This window comes from Kitasatospora sp. NPDC101801 (assembly GCF_044766665.1).
In the GTDB taxonomy this organism is placed as follows: domain Bacteria; phylum Actinomycetota; class Actinomycetes; order Streptomycetales; family Streptomycetaceae; genus Kitasatospora.
Window position 1 is genome coordinate 88,331 of record NZ_JBIWML010000027.1, and the last position, 13,301, is coordinate 101,631.

The 13,301-nt window shown below is 71.2% G+C and carries 11 protein-coding genes, 5 tRNA genes and 1 pseudogene; 5 read left to right on the top strand and 12 right to left on the bottom strand.

The features are described from left to right. Positions 1 to 23 precede the first annotated feature (23 nt). The 4 genes from ACIRPK_RS25540 to leuC form a co-directional block, all read right to left on the bottom strand. A complete protein-coding gene (locus tag ACIRPK_RS25540; RefSeq protein ID WP_403042082.1) occupies positions 24 to 740 on the bottom strand; it encodes an HU family DNA-binding protein in 717 nt (238 codons plus the stop codon). Between the two features lie 133 nt (positions 741 to 873). Continuing rightward, positions 874 to 1,098, bottom strand: coding sequence for a hypothetical protein (locus ACIRPK_RS25545; protein ID WP_403042085.1), 225 nt, complete (start codon positions 1,096 to 1,098; stop codon positions 874 to 876). 191 nt (positions 1,099 to 1,289) lie between these two features. Beyond that, positions 1,290 to 1,886 carry a 3-isopropylmalate dehydratase small subunit gene (gene leuD, locus ACIRPK_RS25550; protein WP_403042088.1) on the bottom strand — a complete coding sequence of 199 codons (597 nt, stop codon included), beginning with the start codon at positions 1,884 to 1,886 and terminating at the stop codon, positions 1,290 to 1,292. 6 nt (positions 1,887 to 1,892) lie between these two features. After that, positions 1,893 to 3,314: a 3-isopropylmalate dehydratase large subunit gene (gene leuC / locus ACIRPK_RS25555; RefSeq protein WP_403042090.1), complete on the bottom strand. Its 1,422-nt coding sequence runs from the start codon at positions 3,312 to 3,314 to the stop codon at positions 1,893 to 1,895. Between the two features lie 232 nt (positions 3,315 to 3,546). Here leuC and ndgR point away from each other — a divergent pair, with 232 nt between their 5' ends. Beyond that, the gene (gene ndgR / locus ACIRPK_RS25560; RefSeq protein ID WP_057232382.1) at positions 3,547 to 4,260 is read left to right on the top strand and encodes an IclR family transcriptional regulator NdgR; all 714 of its coding nucleotides are present in this window, start codon (positions 3,547 to 3,549) and stop codon (positions 4,258 to 4,260) included. Positions 4,261 to 4,369: 109 nt separating this feature from the next. Here ndgR and ACIRPK_RS25565 read toward each other — a convergent pair. The 8 genes from ACIRPK_RS25565 to ACIRPK_RS25600 all read right to left on the bottom strand — a co-directional run bounded on the left by ACIRPK_RS25565 (position 4,370) and on the right by ACIRPK_RS25600 (position 7,795). Next, positions 4,370 to 4,444: transfer RNA gene (locus ACIRPK_RS25565), tRNA-Gln, on the bottom strand. A 48-nt stretch (positions 4,445 to 4,492) separates the two neighbouring features. Then, a tRNA-Glu gene (locus tag ACIRPK_RS25570) sits at positions 4,493 to 4,568 on the bottom strand. 71 nt (positions 4,569 to 4,639) lie between these two features. Then, positions 4,640 to 4,715 (bottom strand) — tRNA-Glu (locus tag ACIRPK_RS25575). Positions 4,716 to 4,734: 19 nt separating this feature from the next. Next, positions 4,735 to 4,807: transfer RNA gene (locus ACIRPK_RS25580), tRNA-Glu, on the bottom strand. An 18-nt stretch (positions 4,808 to 4,825) separates the two neighbouring features. Continuing rightward, a tRNA-Gln gene (locus ACIRPK_RS25585) sits at positions 4,826 to 4,897 on the bottom strand. A 207-nt stretch (positions 4,898 to 5,104) separates the two neighbouring features. Beyond that, positions 5,105 to 6,613 (bottom strand): glutamate--tRNA ligase, encoded by a 1,509-nt coding sequence (gene gltX / locus ACIRPK_RS25590; RefSeq protein ID WP_403042092.1) that lies wholly within the window; start codon positions 6,611 to 6,613, stop codon positions 5,105 to 5,107. Positions 6,614 to 6,627: 14 nt separating this feature from the next. Next, positions 6,628 to 7,425, bottom strand: a complete 798-nt coding sequence (locus ACIRPK_RS25595; RefSeq protein WP_403042095.1) for a fumarylacetoacetate hydrolase family protein — start codon at positions 7,423 to 7,425, stop codon at positions 6,628 to 6,630. 145 nt (positions 7,426 to 7,570) lie between these two features. Then, positions 7,571 to 7,795 (bottom strand): hypothetical protein, encoded by a 225-nt coding sequence (locus ACIRPK_RS25600; protein ID WP_403042098.1) that lies wholly within the window; start codon positions 7,793 to 7,795, stop codon positions 7,571 to 7,573. Between the two features lie 562 nt (positions 7,796 to 8,357). Here ACIRPK_RS25600 and ACIRPK_RS25605 point away from each other — a divergent pair. The 4 genes and pseudogenes from ACIRPK_RS25605 to ACIRPK_RS25620 all read left to right on the top strand — a co-directional run. Next, a complete protein-coding gene (locus ACIRPK_RS25605; RefSeq protein WP_403042101.1) occupies positions 8,358 to 12,125 on the top strand; it encodes a nitrate- and nitrite sensing domain-containing protein in 3,768 nt (1,255 codons plus the stop codon). A gap of 10 nt (positions 12,126 to 12,135) precedes the next feature. After that, complete coding sequence (locus tag ACIRPK_RS25610; protein ID WP_057232378.1) at positions 12,136 to 12,549, top strand: roadblock/LC7 domain-containing protein; 414 nt, start codon at positions 12,136 to 12,138, stop codon at positions 12,547 to 12,549. Between the two features lie 146 nt (positions 12,550 to 12,695). Continuing rightward, positions 12,696 to 13,160 (top strand): DUF742 domain-containing protein, encoded by a 465-nt coding sequence (locus ACIRPK_RS25615; RefSeq protein ID WP_403042104.1) that lies wholly within the window; start codon positions 12,696 to 12,698, stop codon positions 13,158 to 13,160. Further along, positions 13,141 to 13,301: pseudogene (locus ACIRPK_RS25620) on the top strand (ATP-binding protein); the annotation flags it as partial. The gene ACIRPK_RS25615 and the pseudogene ACIRPK_RS25620, both read left to right, overlap by 20 nt.

The window sequence follows — 13,301 nt, forward strand, 5'->3', positions numbered from 1 at the left end:
CGTCGGTTGACCGATCGCCAGAACTACTTGGCGGTGGACCGGCGCGCGGTGGTCTTGCGCGTGGCGGTCTTCTTCGCGGGGGCGGTCTTCTTCGCCACCGCCGTCGCCTTCTTGGCGGGAGCGGCCTTCTTGGCCGCCGCGGTGGTCTTGGCCGCCGTGGTCTTCTTGACCGCGGTGGTCTTCTTCGCGGCGGTGGTCTTGCTGGCCGCCGCCGTCTTCTTGACCGCCGTCGCCTTCTTGGCGGCGGTCGCCGTGGTCTTCTTCGCCGCGGTGGTCTTGGCCGCCGTGGTCTTCGCCGCGGTGGTGGCCTTCTTGGCCGCGGTGCGCTTGGCCGGAGCAGCGGCGGCGGCCGTGGCGGCACGCTTGGTCGCGGCGCGCTTGACGGCGGCGGTGGTGCCGCTCTTGCCCGGGGTGAGGGAGCCCTTGGGCGCCTTCTTGACCGACGGACCCTCCTTCGGCAGCTTCTTGCTGCCGCTGACCAGGTCCTTGAAGCCCTGGCCGGGACGGAAGCGCGGCACGGCGGTCTTCTTGACCTTGACCTTCTCGCCGGTCTGCGGGTTGCGGGCGAACCGCGCGGAGCGGTCGACCTTCTCGAAGGTGCCGAAGCCGGTGACCGACACCCGGTCACCGGCCACAACGGCACGCACCATGGTGTCGAGCACTGCGTCGACGGCCTCTGCGGCAGCCTTGCGACCGCCCAGCTGCTCGGCCACCGCTTCGACAAGCTGAGCCTTGTTCACGTCTTCCCCTTCGGAAACGGGCGCCGGATGATTCCATCCGTTCAATTCGCACGTTAGGTATGTATCTGCGGAGTTTCAATTACCAAACGCGCGAATCACCCTAGTGTCGCAATGGATTTGCGCGTCCGGGACCTCATCCGAGTGGCGGGCGCCCCTCGTCGAGGTCTTGCACAAAGCGCGCCAACCGCCTTGCCGCCCCCGGAAGATCGCGCTTGGCGGTCTCGGTGACGATCAACAGTTGGCGGGTGAGAGCGGTCTTTGCCTCGGTTGACACGTTCAGCGCATGAACGCGGGCATGTGCCTGCTTCAACCGCTCGGCCACCAGCGCGAAGAGCACGGTGACTTCCGGGTCGCCCATCCCCTCCGAGGACGCTGGTTCGCAGTCCCCGTACGGAGGTTCATGGTGCCGGTGCATGCAACGATTGTGCCATCTGTACGGAGTTGCGCTGCCCGGGGGTTTATCCGGAGCTCAACTCGGGCCCGGAACAGACCGATGGCCCACCCCTCGGGAGGGGTGGGCCATCCGGCGGACCGTCAGGAATCAGGGGCTCAGAGCACCGGCAGCGTACGCGGCTTGAAGCCCGGCCTGGTGGCCTCGAACTCGGCGATGTCGCCTTCGTTCCGGAGCGTGATGCTGATGTCGTCCAGACCGTTGAGCAGACGCCAGCGGACGTTGTCGTCCAACTCGAAAGAGGCGGTCACGCCGGGGGCGCGGACCTCCCTGGTCTCCAGGTCAACGGTGATCTCGACGGTCGGATCGGCCTCGGTCAGGGCCCACAGCTGATCCACCGTCTCCTGCGGCAGCAGCACGGTGAGCAGACCGTTCTTCAGCGAGTTACCGCGGAAGATGTCGGCGAATCGGGACGAGATGACGGCCTGGAAACCGTAGTTCTGAAGTGCCCAGACCGCATGTTCGCGCGAGGAACCGGTACCGAACTCGGGACCGGCCACCAGCACCGAGGCACCCTGTCGCTCGGGCTGGTTGAGGATGAACTCGGAATCCTTGCGCCAGGCCTCGAACAGCCCGTCCTCGAATCCCGTCCGGGTGACCTTCTTCAGCCAGTGCGCCGGGATGATCTGGTCGGTGTCGACATTGCTGCGGCGCAGCGGAACGGCCCGGCCGGTGTGCGTGGTGAACTTCTCCATGGCTGCTCAGACCTCCACAGCGACGTCGGACGACAGATCGGCGGGTGCGGCCAGCCGGCCCAGCAGGGCGGTGGCGGCGGCGACCTGAGGGGACACCAGGTGGGTACGGCCGCCCTTGCCCTGCCGCCCCTCGAAGTTGCGGTTGGAGGTCGAGGCGCAGCGCTCGCCCGGCGCCAGCTGGTCCGGGTTCATGCCCAGGCACATCGAGCAGCCCGCGTGCCGCCATTCGGCGCCGGCGGCGGTGAAGACCTTGTCCAGGCCCTCCTCGATCGCCTGCAGCGCGACCCGGACCGAACCGGGGACGACCAGCATCCGGACGCCCTCGGCGATGGTGCGGCCCTCGACGATGGCCGCGGCGGCCCGAAGGTCCTCGATCCGGCCGTTGGTGCAGGAGCCGACGAAGACCGCGTCGACCTTGACCTCGCGCAGCGGCGTACCGGCCTCCAGGCCCATGTACTTGAGCGCGTTCTCGGCCGCGACCCGCTCCGAGGGGTCGGCGAACGAGGCCGGGTCCGGCACGTTCGCGCCCAGCGGCGCGCCCTGGCCCGGGTTGGTGCCCCAGGTGACGAACGGGGTCAGCTCGGTGGCGTCGATGAACACCTCGGCGTCGAAGACCGCGTCCTCGTCGGTGGCCAGCGTGCGCCAGTACTCCACCGCCGCGTCCCACTCGGCGCCCTTGGGGGCGTGCGGGCGGCCCTCCAGGTAGTCGAAGGTGATCTGGTCCGGGGCGATCATGCCGGCCCGGGCACCCGCCTCGATCGACATGTTGCAGATCGTCATCCGGGCCTCCATGGAGAGGCCGCGGATCGCCGAACCGCGGTACTCCAGGACGTAGCCCTGGCCGCCGCCGGTGCCGATCCTGGTGATGATGGCCAGGATCAGGTCCTTGGCGGTGACGCCGTCGGGCAGCTCGCCCTCGACCGTGATCGCCATGGTCCTGAACGGGGCCAGCGGCAGCGTCTGGGTGGCCAGCACGTGCTCGACCTGGCTGGTGCCGATGCCGAACGCCAGCGCCCCGAAGGCGCCGTGGGTGGAGGTGTGCGAGTCGCCGCAGACCACCGTGGTGCCGGGCTGGGTCAGGCCGAGCTGCGGGCCGACCACGTGCACCACGCCCTGCTCGACGTCGCCGAGCGAGTGGATCCGGACCCCGAACTCGGCGGCGTTGGCGCGCAGCGTCTCCAGCTGGACCCGGGAGACCGGGTCCGCGATCGGCTTGTCGATGTCCAGCGTCGGGGTGTTGTGGTCCTCGGTCGCGATCGTCAGATCGGTCCGGCGGACCTTCCGGCCGGCCAGCCGGAGCCCGTCGAAGGCCTGCGGGCTGGTCACCTCGTGCAGCAGGTGCAGGTCGATGTAGAGCAGGTCGGGCTCGCCCTCGGCGCGCCGGACGACGTGGTCGTCCCAGACCTTCTCTGCGAGTGTCCGTCCCATCGCTTTCCCTCCAGCCGGCCGCTCTGCCGGCCTTCTCGTGTGATCGAGGTCGTGTGTCCGCCCGCCCTGGTGAGGCGCTGGTCCGGACGACCTGCACGCCGGATCGTGTCCAGCATGCGGACGTTGGATGATGGTCCGAAGCTGGGTGTCTCCCGGGCTGCTCCACCAAGAGTGGCGCTTTTCCCGGAGAATTGAACTTGCGTCTCGCGGAATGAGACTGCAGTATCAGGGCATGGACAACTCTAGCGGCGTCGGCGTTCTCGACAAGGCCGCTCTGGTGCTCAGCGCACTGGAGTCGGGCCCCGCCACGTTGGCGGGGCTGGTCGCCGCCACCGGTTTGGCGCGGCCCACCGCCCACCGACTCGCCGTCGCACTCGAACACCACCGCCTGGTCACCAGGGACATGCAGGGCCGGTTCATCCTCGGCCCCCGACTCTCCGAGCTCTCCGCCGCGGCGGGCGAGGACCGCCTGCTCGCCACCGCAGGGCCGGTGCTCACGCACCTGCGCGACGTCACCGGCGAGAGCGCCCAGCTCTACCGCCGGCAGGGCGAGATGCGGATCTGCGTGGCCGCCGCCGAGCGGCTCTCCGGTCTGCGCGACACCGTGCCGGTCGGCTCCACGCTGCCGATGAAGGCCGGCTCCGCCGCCCAGGTCCTGCTGGCCTGGGAGGAGCCCGAGCGGCTGCACCGCGGCCTCCAGGGCGCCCGCTTCACCGCGACCGCCCTGAGCGGCGTACGGCGGCGCGGCTGGGCCCAGTCGATCGGCGAGCGCGAGCCGGGCGTGGCGTCCGTCTCCGCACCCGTCCGGGGCCCCTCCAACCGGGTGGTGGCCGCCGTCTCGGTCTCGGGCCCGATCGAGCGCCTGACCCGCCACCCCGGCCGGATGCACGCCCAGGCCATCATCGAGTCCGCCAACCGCCTCACCGAGGCCCTGCGCCGCGGCTAGACCCCGTCCGTCCCGGAAACGCCGAACGGCCCCCTCGGGGGCCGTTCTTCCGCTCTCCCGCGCCCGTCCCGGAACGCAGAAAAGCCCCGGATCACCGGGGCCGTACTACTGGCTGGGGTACCAGGACTCGAACCTAGACTAAATGAACCAGAATCACTCGTGCTGCCAATTACACCATACCCCAACAAAGCATCGGGCCAGTGGGCTGCGAAGCCCACCGGCCGTTCCGCTCTGGTACCCCCGACCGGATTCGAACCGGCGCTACTGCCGTGAGAGGGCAGCGTGCTAGGCCGCTACACAACGGGGGCAAACTTGGTGATCCCATGCTTCGTCAGGACCGGGGTTGCGAACTCGTCCGGTGGTGACAGTGGAGAGGATCTGGTACCCCCGACCGGATTCGAACCGGCGCTACTGCCGTGAGAGGGCAGCGTGCTAGGCCGCTACACAACGGGGGCTTGATCTCGATTTGTTGCGTACCCCCGACCGGATTCGAACCGGCGCTACTGCCGTGAGAGGGCAGCGTGCTAGGCCGCTACACAACGGGGGCTTGTACTTCGATACTGCGCTGGGGTACCAGGACTCGAACCTAGACTAAATGAACCAGAATCACTCGTGCTGCCAATTACACCATACCCCACCAGAGTTCAACCCCTGACGGGGTTCATCTCGGCGTTGCGACCGCTGGTCTGTCCCTGACGAGGTTTCTGGTCCCTCGCCCTGTCCGTCCCGGGCGGCGCAGAAAGAACATTACCCGACACCCGGCCCCGCTCCAAAATCCATAACCGCAGGCAGTGCCCCGAGGGGCTGCGTCGCTGGTCAACGCAGCCCCTCGGAGCGGGCCGGATCACGCCTCCGGCGTCAGCTCCAGCGCCGCCGTCAGCCGGCGCAGCGTCTCGGCGCGGCCGAGCAGCTCCATCGACTCGAAGAGCGGCGGGGAGACCCGGCGGCCGGTGACGGCCACCCGGAGCGGGGTGAAGGCGAACTTGGGCTTGATGCCCAGGCCGTCCACCAGGGCCGCGCGCAGCGCCGCCTGGATCGGCTCGGGGGTGAAGTCGGCCAGCTCGGTCAGCGCCGCGACGCTGGCGGTCAGCACCGGGCGGGCGTCCGCCGTGAGCACCTTGGCGGCGTCCTCGGCGTCCACCGTGAAGTCGGCCGGGTCGACGAAGAGGAAGCCCGCCATGGTGACGATCTCGCTCAGCACGACCATCCGCTCCTGGGTGAGCGGCGCCACCGCGGCGAGCAGGTCGAGCTGCTCGGCGGTCGGCTCGGCCGGCAGCAGGCCCGGGGCCTGCAGGTACGGCACCAGGCGGCGGACGAACTCGTCCGGCGCGAGCAGCCGGAGGTGGTCGCCGTTGATCGACTCGCACTTCTTCAGGTCGAAGCGGGCCGGGTTGGCGTTCACCTTGGCGATGTCGAAGGCCGCGACGAACTCCTCCATGGAGAAGCGGTCCTGCGTCTCGGAGAACGACCAGCCCAGCAGCGCCAGGTAGTTGAGCAGGCCCTCGGGCAGGAAGCCGCGCTCGCGGTAGAGGTTGAGGCTGGCCTGCGGGTCGCGCTTGGACAGCTTCTTGTTGCCCTCGCCCATCACGTACGGCAGGTGGCCGAAGCGCGGGGTGGAGCCGTCGCCGACGCCGATCTCGGCCAGCGCGGCGTAGAGGGCGATCTGACGCGGCGTCGAGGAGAGCAGGTCCTCACCGCGGAGCACGTGGGTGATGCCCATCAGGGCGTCGTCCACCGGGTTGACCAGCGTGTACAGCGGCGCGCCGTTGGCCCGGACGATGCCGTAGTCCGGCACGTTCTCCGGCTCGAAGCTGAGCTTCCCGCGGACCAGGTCGTCGAAGACGATGGTCGAGTCGGGCATCCTGAACCGCAGGATGGGCTGACGGCCCTCCTGCCGGTAGACCTCGACCTGATCGGCGCTCAGCTCACGGCAGTGGCCGTCGTAGCCGGAGGGCTTGCCGGCCGCCCGGGCCGCCTCGCGGCGGGCGTCCAGCTCCTCGGTGGAGCAGTAGCAGTGGTAGGCGTGGCCGCCCTCCTGCAGCTTGCGGGCGACGTCGGCGTAGATGTCCATCCGCTGCGACTGCCGGTACGGCTCGTGCGGGCCGCCGACCTCGGGGCCCTCGTCCCAGTCGAAGCCGAGCCAGCGCATCGCGTCCAGCAGCTGGTGGTACGAGTCCTCGGAGTCCCGGGCCGCGTCGGTGTCCTCGATCCGGAACACCAGCTTGCCGCCGTGGTGGCGGGCGAAGGCCCAGTTGAAGAGGGCGGTCCTGACCAGGCCCACGTGCGGGTTGCCGGTCGGGGAGGGACAGAAACGGACCCGGACGGTCGGGTCCAGGTCGGCGGTGTTAACCACGCTTACAGCTCTTTTCAGCGAGAGATGACCTTGTTGGCGAGAGTGCCGATGCCTTCGATGGAGACGGCGACCTCGTCGCCGACGTTGAGCGGGCCGACCCCGGCGGGGGTGCCGGTGAGGATGACGTCACCGGGCAGCAGGGTCATGGCCTCCGAGATGTGCACGATCAGCTCGGCGATCGAACGGACCATCAGGGAGGTCCGGCCGGTCTGCTTGAGCTCACCGTTGACGGTGCAGGTGATCGCCAGGTCGCTCGGGTCCAGCTCGGTCTCGATCCACGGGCCGAGCGGGCAGGAGGTGTCGAAGCCCTTGGCGCGGGCCCACTGGCCCTCGCGCTGCTGGACGTCGCGGGCGGTCACGTCGTTCGCACAGGTGTAGCCGAAGATGATCTCGGGCACCCGCTCCAGCGGCACCTCGCGGCCCATCCGGCCGATCACCACGGCGAGTTCGGCCTCGTGCTGGACGTCCGAGGAGAACGGCGGGTACGCGATCGCCTCGGTCGGGCCGATCACGGCGGTGGAGGGCTTGAAGAAGGTCAGCGGGACGTCCGGGACCTCGTTGCCGAGCTCCTTGGCGTGCGCCGCGTAGTTGCGGCCGACCGCGACCACCTTGTTGGGCAGGATCGGCGACAGCAGCCGGATGTCCTGCATCCGGTAGCTCTCGCCGCTGAGCTGCATCGAGACGATCGGGTGGCCGGCCAGGCCGTGCACCACCAGCGACTCGGGCTGGGTGGGGTCACCCTCCACCACGCCGAAGGAGACGCTGCCCGCGGCAGGACTCCCTTCCCGGACGGAGAACCTGGCAATGCGCACGGTGGGGAGCCTCTCGGTCTGTCGGGCGCCGGCCTGACCGGGCCCTGCTCGAACGGTCCCCAGGCTATCGCGAGAGGGGCGCCGACCCGGCGGTGTGCGGGTCGGCGCCCCTCGGGCGGTGCTCGAAAACCGAGCCGGGCGCGGGTCAGTCGCGCGGCCGGCGCGGGGCCGGGGCGACCGACAGCACGGTGCGGCGCGGGTTGGCGGTGACCATCGGCAGGTCGGTCGCGTACTCGCGCGGACCCTGCGAGGCGTGCAGGCCGGGCAGCTGCCCGAAGTCCTCGATCGAGGCCAGCGAAGTCCGGCGCGGATTGGCGGTCGAGCCGCTCGCGGACACGGACGTGGTGGCCTGGTTCGCCGGCTGGGACATTGCGTCACACCTCTGGGTTCGGGGCCGCTCGGAGGAGTCGGCGACGGTGATTCTGGGCAGGCTGACGCCTGGGCACAGCGCTCCAGGGTAGACGGTCCGGCGGCGGGGCAACGGATGCTCTTTCCACAGGCATCCTGATCACGGCTACATATTTCCGCTGTGATTTTGCTCACAAATTGCCGGACAATGCCGCCATCCCCGGCATTTCGCACCCCTGAGCCATGCCGACAATTCCGATATCTCGGACATTCAGGAACGTCTGCGACTCCGGGGGATCCGAGGTCCAGTTGGCATGTATCCGGCGAGTGTCCGAAAAGGGTGGTATTCCGGCCCGATTGCCGCACACTCAGTGAGACGGTGCGCGCAGTGGGTAGCCCAGGACACCGACAGGTAACGCCCCTTGTTGGACTTCTCCCGCTGTGCTGGAATGCGACGGAAAAACTCGACACCGCCCCATCCGCGCAAGCGGGGAGGGGCGCCCGGTCCAGAGGTTGCGACGCCAGTGCAGGGACGTTTCAAGAGGGGCAGCGGCGCCGCGGGAGACCCGGAGTCGCGTGAGCCCGTGGCAGGCCCCCACCAGGCAACGCCGCTCACCGGCCCCGGTGAGCAGATAGTCGGCGGCGGTGAGCCCGAGCCGCAGGACGGCCCGGAGGGCGCGGAGTCCGAGCAGCGCGGTCGCTCCCGGCTGCGCAACACGCTGACCCGGCGCCGGGCCACCGGTCTGCGCCGGTTCGCGATGCGCAACTGGCGGATCCGTACCCGTCTGATCGCCCTGCTGCTGCTCCCCGTGGTGGTCGCGCTGGTCCTGGGCGGCCTCCGGGTCGAGGCCTCGCTGCAGAACTCCAGCCAGCTCTCCCAGATGGCCAACCTCGCCGACCTGGCCAAGAAGGCCACCGCCCTGGCCAGCGCCCTGCAGACCGAGCGCGACATCAGTGCGGGCCCGATCACCAACGGCGGTCTCGAGCACGCGGCCGAGCGGGCCAAGGACGACGACATCGTCACCGCCCGGAAGAACTCCGACGCGCTGAGCAAGGCGTTCGCGGCCAGCTCGGACAACTTCGACGAGCTCGACCTGGCCGGTGGCAAGGCCCTGCTGCTGCAGGTCCGCCGCGACCTCAACCAGCTCGCCGAGGCCCGCAGCAACGCGTACCGGGACACCAACAACATCCAGGCGACGATCACCAACTACGACGTGATCATCAAGAACCTGCTGTCCATCACGCAGGACATCGCGATCGCCTCGAACTCGACCGAGCTGGTCAAGATCACCCGCGCCCTGCAGCAGTTCTCGCTGGCCAAGGAGAACACCTCCATGCAGCGCGCGCTGATCAGCGCCGCACTGGCCAACCCGCAGGGTCCGAACCTGAGCCCCTCGGACGAGACCTTCGGCATCCGGCTGCAGATCTCCGAGGGCAACGCGCTCACCAACTTCACCGCGATCTACGGTGACAGCGAGGCCCAGGCGCTGAACGCCGGGATGGCCCGCAACCAGCAGATCGCCGACTCGGACCGCTACACCAAGCGGGTCCTCACCGCGAACGGCATCAAGCAGACCGACTCGCTCTCGTACAAGCTCTGGTACGACCAGGCCAGCGTGAAGATCAACGCGCAGCAGAAGAGCGAGACCAAGCTGCTGGAGGCGCTGGACGGCAAGGCCGGCGAGCTCCAGGACGCGGCCGACACCGAGGCCCTGGTCAACGGTGCGCTGATCGCCCTGGTGCTGATCGTCGCCATCGCCGGCGCCGCCCTGGTGGCCCGCGGCATGGTGCGCTCGCTGACCCGGCTGCAGGTCGCGGCCGAGGACGTCGCCGAGCGGCGGCTGCCCGAGCTGGTCAAGACCCTCTCCGAGAGCGACCCGCACGACGTCGACGTCACCGTCGAACCGGTCGGTGTCGACTCGGCGGACGAGATCGGCCACGTGGCGCACGCCTTCGACATGGTGCACAAGCAGGCGGTCTCGCTGGCCGCCGAGCAGGCGCTGCTGCGAGGCAACATCAACGCGATGTTCACCAACCTCTCGCGCCGCAGCCAGGGCCTGATCCAGCGTCAGCTCTCGCTGATCTCCGAGCTGGAGAGCCGCGAGGCGGACCCGGACCAGCTGGCCAACCTGTTCAAGCTCGACCACCTCGCGACCCGTATGCGCCGTAACGGCGAGAACCTGCTCGTCCTCGCGGGCGAGGACCCGGGCCGCCGCTGGACCCGCCCCGTCCCGCTGGTCGACGTGCTCCGGGCCGCCGCCTCCGAGGTGGAGCAGTACGAGCGCATCGAGCTCGCCTCGGTGCCGTCGGCCGAGGTCGCGGGCCGGGTCGTCAACGACCTCGTCCACCTGCTCGCCGAGCTGCTGGAGAACGCCACCTCGTTCTCCAGCCCGCAGACCCGGGTCCGGGTCACCGGCCACGCGCTGCCGGACGGCCGGGTGCTGGTCGAGATCCACGACACCGGCATCGGCCTCTCCCCCGACGACCTGGCCGACATCAACGAGCGCCTGGCCAACCCGCCGGTGGTGGACGTCTCGGTCTCCCGCCGGATGGGCCTGTTCGTGGTCGGCCGGCTGTCGCTCCGTCACGGCATCCGGATCCAGCTCCGCCCGAGCGACTCCGGCGGCACCACCGCGCTGGTCATGCTCCCGCTCGACGTCACCACCTCCGGCGACCGGCGCGGCCCCGGCCGTCCCGGCTCCGCCCAGGGCAAGCAGCAGCGCGGCGTCGGTCCGACGCCGCGTCAGCAGGGCCGTCCGAACGTCGCCGAGGCGCTGGCCGGCCGTGGTGCCGCCGCGCTCGGGCAGGGTGGCCCCGGTGCCGCTCCGGGCGCTCGTCCGCAGCTCCAGGGCGGTCGCCCCGGCGGTCCCGGCGGCGCCCCCGGCGCCGGCGGTCTGTTCGGTGCCCCGGCCGGCGCGCTGCCGACCCGGGAGGCCGGGCAGGCACTGCGCGAGACCCCGGCCGAGGGCCTGCCGCCGCGGCGTGTCCCCGGTGCCTCCGGTGCGCCCGGCCTGCCGGGCCGGGCCGGCCCCGGTGCGGGCCAGCAGCGCCGTGCCCCGCAGGAGCAGGGCCCCGGTCAGGGCCGTCCCGGCCCCGGCCAGCAGCAGCGTCCTCCGGTCGGCGGGCCCACCGGGAACGCCGCCGACACCGCCTGGGCCGACCAGCCGCAGCACGGCCGGGCCACCCAGCCCGACCCCGCGCGGCGCCGTCCGCAGGAGCCGGCCCAGCGTCAGCCGTTCGAGCAGGGGGCCCCGCAGGCTCCCGTCCAGCAGCCGGCCCCGGCTCCGCAGCAGCAGCAGTTCCCGGCGCCGCTGGAGTCCGGTGCCCCGGACTCCACCGCGCAGTTCGCCCGGCCGCGCTTCGAGGCCAGCGAGATCGACCCGCGCGACCCGCTCGGACTCGGGCTGGTCGAGCCGGTGCTGCCCACCGTGCCCACCCCGGCACCGCAGCAGCACGCCCCGCAGCCGCTCCCCCAGCCGGTCCAGCAGCAGCCGATGGCGCTGCCGACCGGTCCCGGCGCGGAGGACACCCAGCAGTGGACGCGTCCGCAGGACGCGTCGGCGGGCCGGCTCCGGCCGGGCCAGGACCTCGGTCAGCGCCCGCAGGCCCAGAGCCAGCAGGCCCCGCGCGCGCAGGGTCAGGGCCAGCAGGGCCATGGCCCGCTCGGTCAGGGCGGCGGCCAGCCACTGCCCGGCCGGGCCAGGGGCACCGAGGGCCGGCCGGCCCCGCAGCAGGGTCCGGCCCAGCCCGGTGGCCCGGAGGACCGTCCGCGGTCCTACCAGCCCCGGCGGCCCGGCACCTCCGCCCCCGGCTTCACCGAGCCGGGCGCCGCCCCGCGTCCGCAGCAGCAGGCCGGTCCGGCCCAGGGCCCGCAGCAGCCGCAGGCGCCCCAGCAGGAGCAGGCCCAGCGGGCCCCCGGCTTCGGGGACGCGCCGTGGCGGCCGTCCGCCAACGACGAGCGCTGGCGCCGGGCCGAGCAGGTCCGGGAGCCGTCCTCCGACGGGCTGACCATGTCGGGCCTGCCCCGGCGGACCCCGCAGGCCAACCTGGTCTCCGGCACCGCCGAGGCGGCGCCGCTGACCGGTCCGCAGGTCTCCCGCGCCCCCGAGGAGGTGCGCGGCCGGCTCACCAACCTGCGCCGCGGCATCCAGCAGGGCCGGCAGGCGGGCGCGGAGCAGGCCCAGGGGCAGCAGCCGGGCCAGGGGCAGCCCGGCCAGGGGCAGCAGCAGAGCCGTGGCCCGCAGGGCTTCGACGGCTTCGGGGGAGGCCACCGCAACGGCGGCGGCCGGCAGAACGGTGCGCAGGGCAACCCGGGTTCCGGGGAGTTCGGCCCAGATCACCAGGAGCGTTGAGTTGAGTCAGATGAGCCAGGCCGCACAGAACCTGAACTGGCTGATCACCAATTTCGTGGACAACACCCCCGGGGTGTCGCACACGGTGGTGGTCTCCGCCGACGGTCTCCTGCTCGCCATGTCCGAAGGCTTCCCCCGCGACCGGGCCGACCAGCTCGCCGCCGTCGCCTCCGGCCTGACCTCCCTCACCTCCGGCGCCAGCCGGATCTTCGAGGGCGGCGACGTCAACCAGACCGTCGTCGAGATGGAACGCGGCTTCCTCTTCCTCATGGCAGTCAGCGACGGCTCCTCCCTCGCCGTCCTCGCCGCCCCCGACTCCGACATCGGCCTCGTCGGCTACGAAATGGCCCTCCTCGTCGACCGCGCCGGAGCCGTCCTCACCCCCGCACTCCGCGCCGAACTCCAGGGCAGTCTCCTGCACTGACGGTTCGTCACCCTCGATGCGCCGGACCGACCGACCCGGTCCGGCGCCCCAGCCGTCAGCCGCCGCAGGGCAGTTGACACCACCGCCTCGGCTGGCCTTCACCCAGCCGGAACCTGCTGCGAACGGCGGCAGCACAAGGAGGACTCATGACCCCGACACCCGCCGGCTCCTACGGCAACAACGGGTACGGCGGCGGCGGTTACGGCCCCCGGCAGTCCGGCAGCGGCAGCGGCAGTGGCTACGGCGGCCAGGAGTCCGGCGGGTACGAGCAGCAGCCGCTGGTCCGTCCGTACGCGATGACCGGCGGCCGCACCCGGCCCAGGTACCAGCTCGCGATCGAGGCGCTGATCTCCACCACCGCCTCCGCCGAGCGCACCGGTGGCCTGCTGCCCGAGCACGCCCGGATCGTGAGTCTCTGCCGCGAAGTGAAGTCCGTCGCCGAGATCTCCGCGCTGGCCGGTGTGCCGCTCGGGGTCGCCCGGATCCTCGTCGCCGACCTGGCGGAAGCCGGTCTTGTCGCCATCCACCAGCCCGCCGCCGCGGGCGAGTCGGGCGGAACGCCTGACGTCACGCTGCTCGAAAGGGTCCTCAGTGGACTTCGCAAGCTCTAACGCGGCCGCCCCCGCCCGCGCGACCACCTCCGCGAAGATCGTCGTGGCAGGCGGCTTCGGCGTCGGCAAGACCACCCTGGTCGGCGCGGTCTCCGAGATCAACCCCCTGCGCACCGAAGCCGTCATGACCAGCGCCAGCGC

What these genes read in the sequence shown, in the direction of transcription:
- ACIRPK_RS25545 (WP_403042085.1), bottom strand. Translation starts at nt 1,098, where the DNA reads ATGGGCGACCCGGAAGTCACCGTGCTCTTCGCGCTGGTGGCCGAGCGG.
- leuD (WP_403042088.1), bottom strand. Translation starts at nt 1,886, where the DNA reads ATGGAGAAGTTCACCACGCACACCGGCCGGGCCGTTCCGCTGCGCCGC.
- leuC (WP_403042090.1), bottom strand. Translation starts at nt 3,314, where the DNA reads ATGGGACGGACACTCGCAGAGAAGGTCTGGGACGACCACGTCGTCCGG.
- ndgR (WP_057232382.1), top strand. Translation starts at nt 3,547, where the DNA reads ATGGACAACTCTAGCGGCGTCGGCGTTCTCGACAAGGCCGCTCTGGTG.
- ACIRPK_RS25600 (WP_403042098.1), bottom strand. Translation starts at nt 7,795, where the DNA reads ATGTCCCAGCCGGCGAACCAGGCCACCACGTCCGTGTCCGCGAGCGGC.
- ACIRPK_RS25610 (WP_057232378.1), top strand. Translation starts at nt 12,136, where the DNA reads ATGAGCCAGGCCGCACAGAACCTGAACTGGCTGATCACCAATTTCGTG.
- ACIRPK_RS25615 (WP_403042104.1), top strand. Translation starts at nt 12,696, where the DNA reads ATGACCCCGACACCCGCCGGCTCCTACGGCAACAACGGGTACGGCGGC.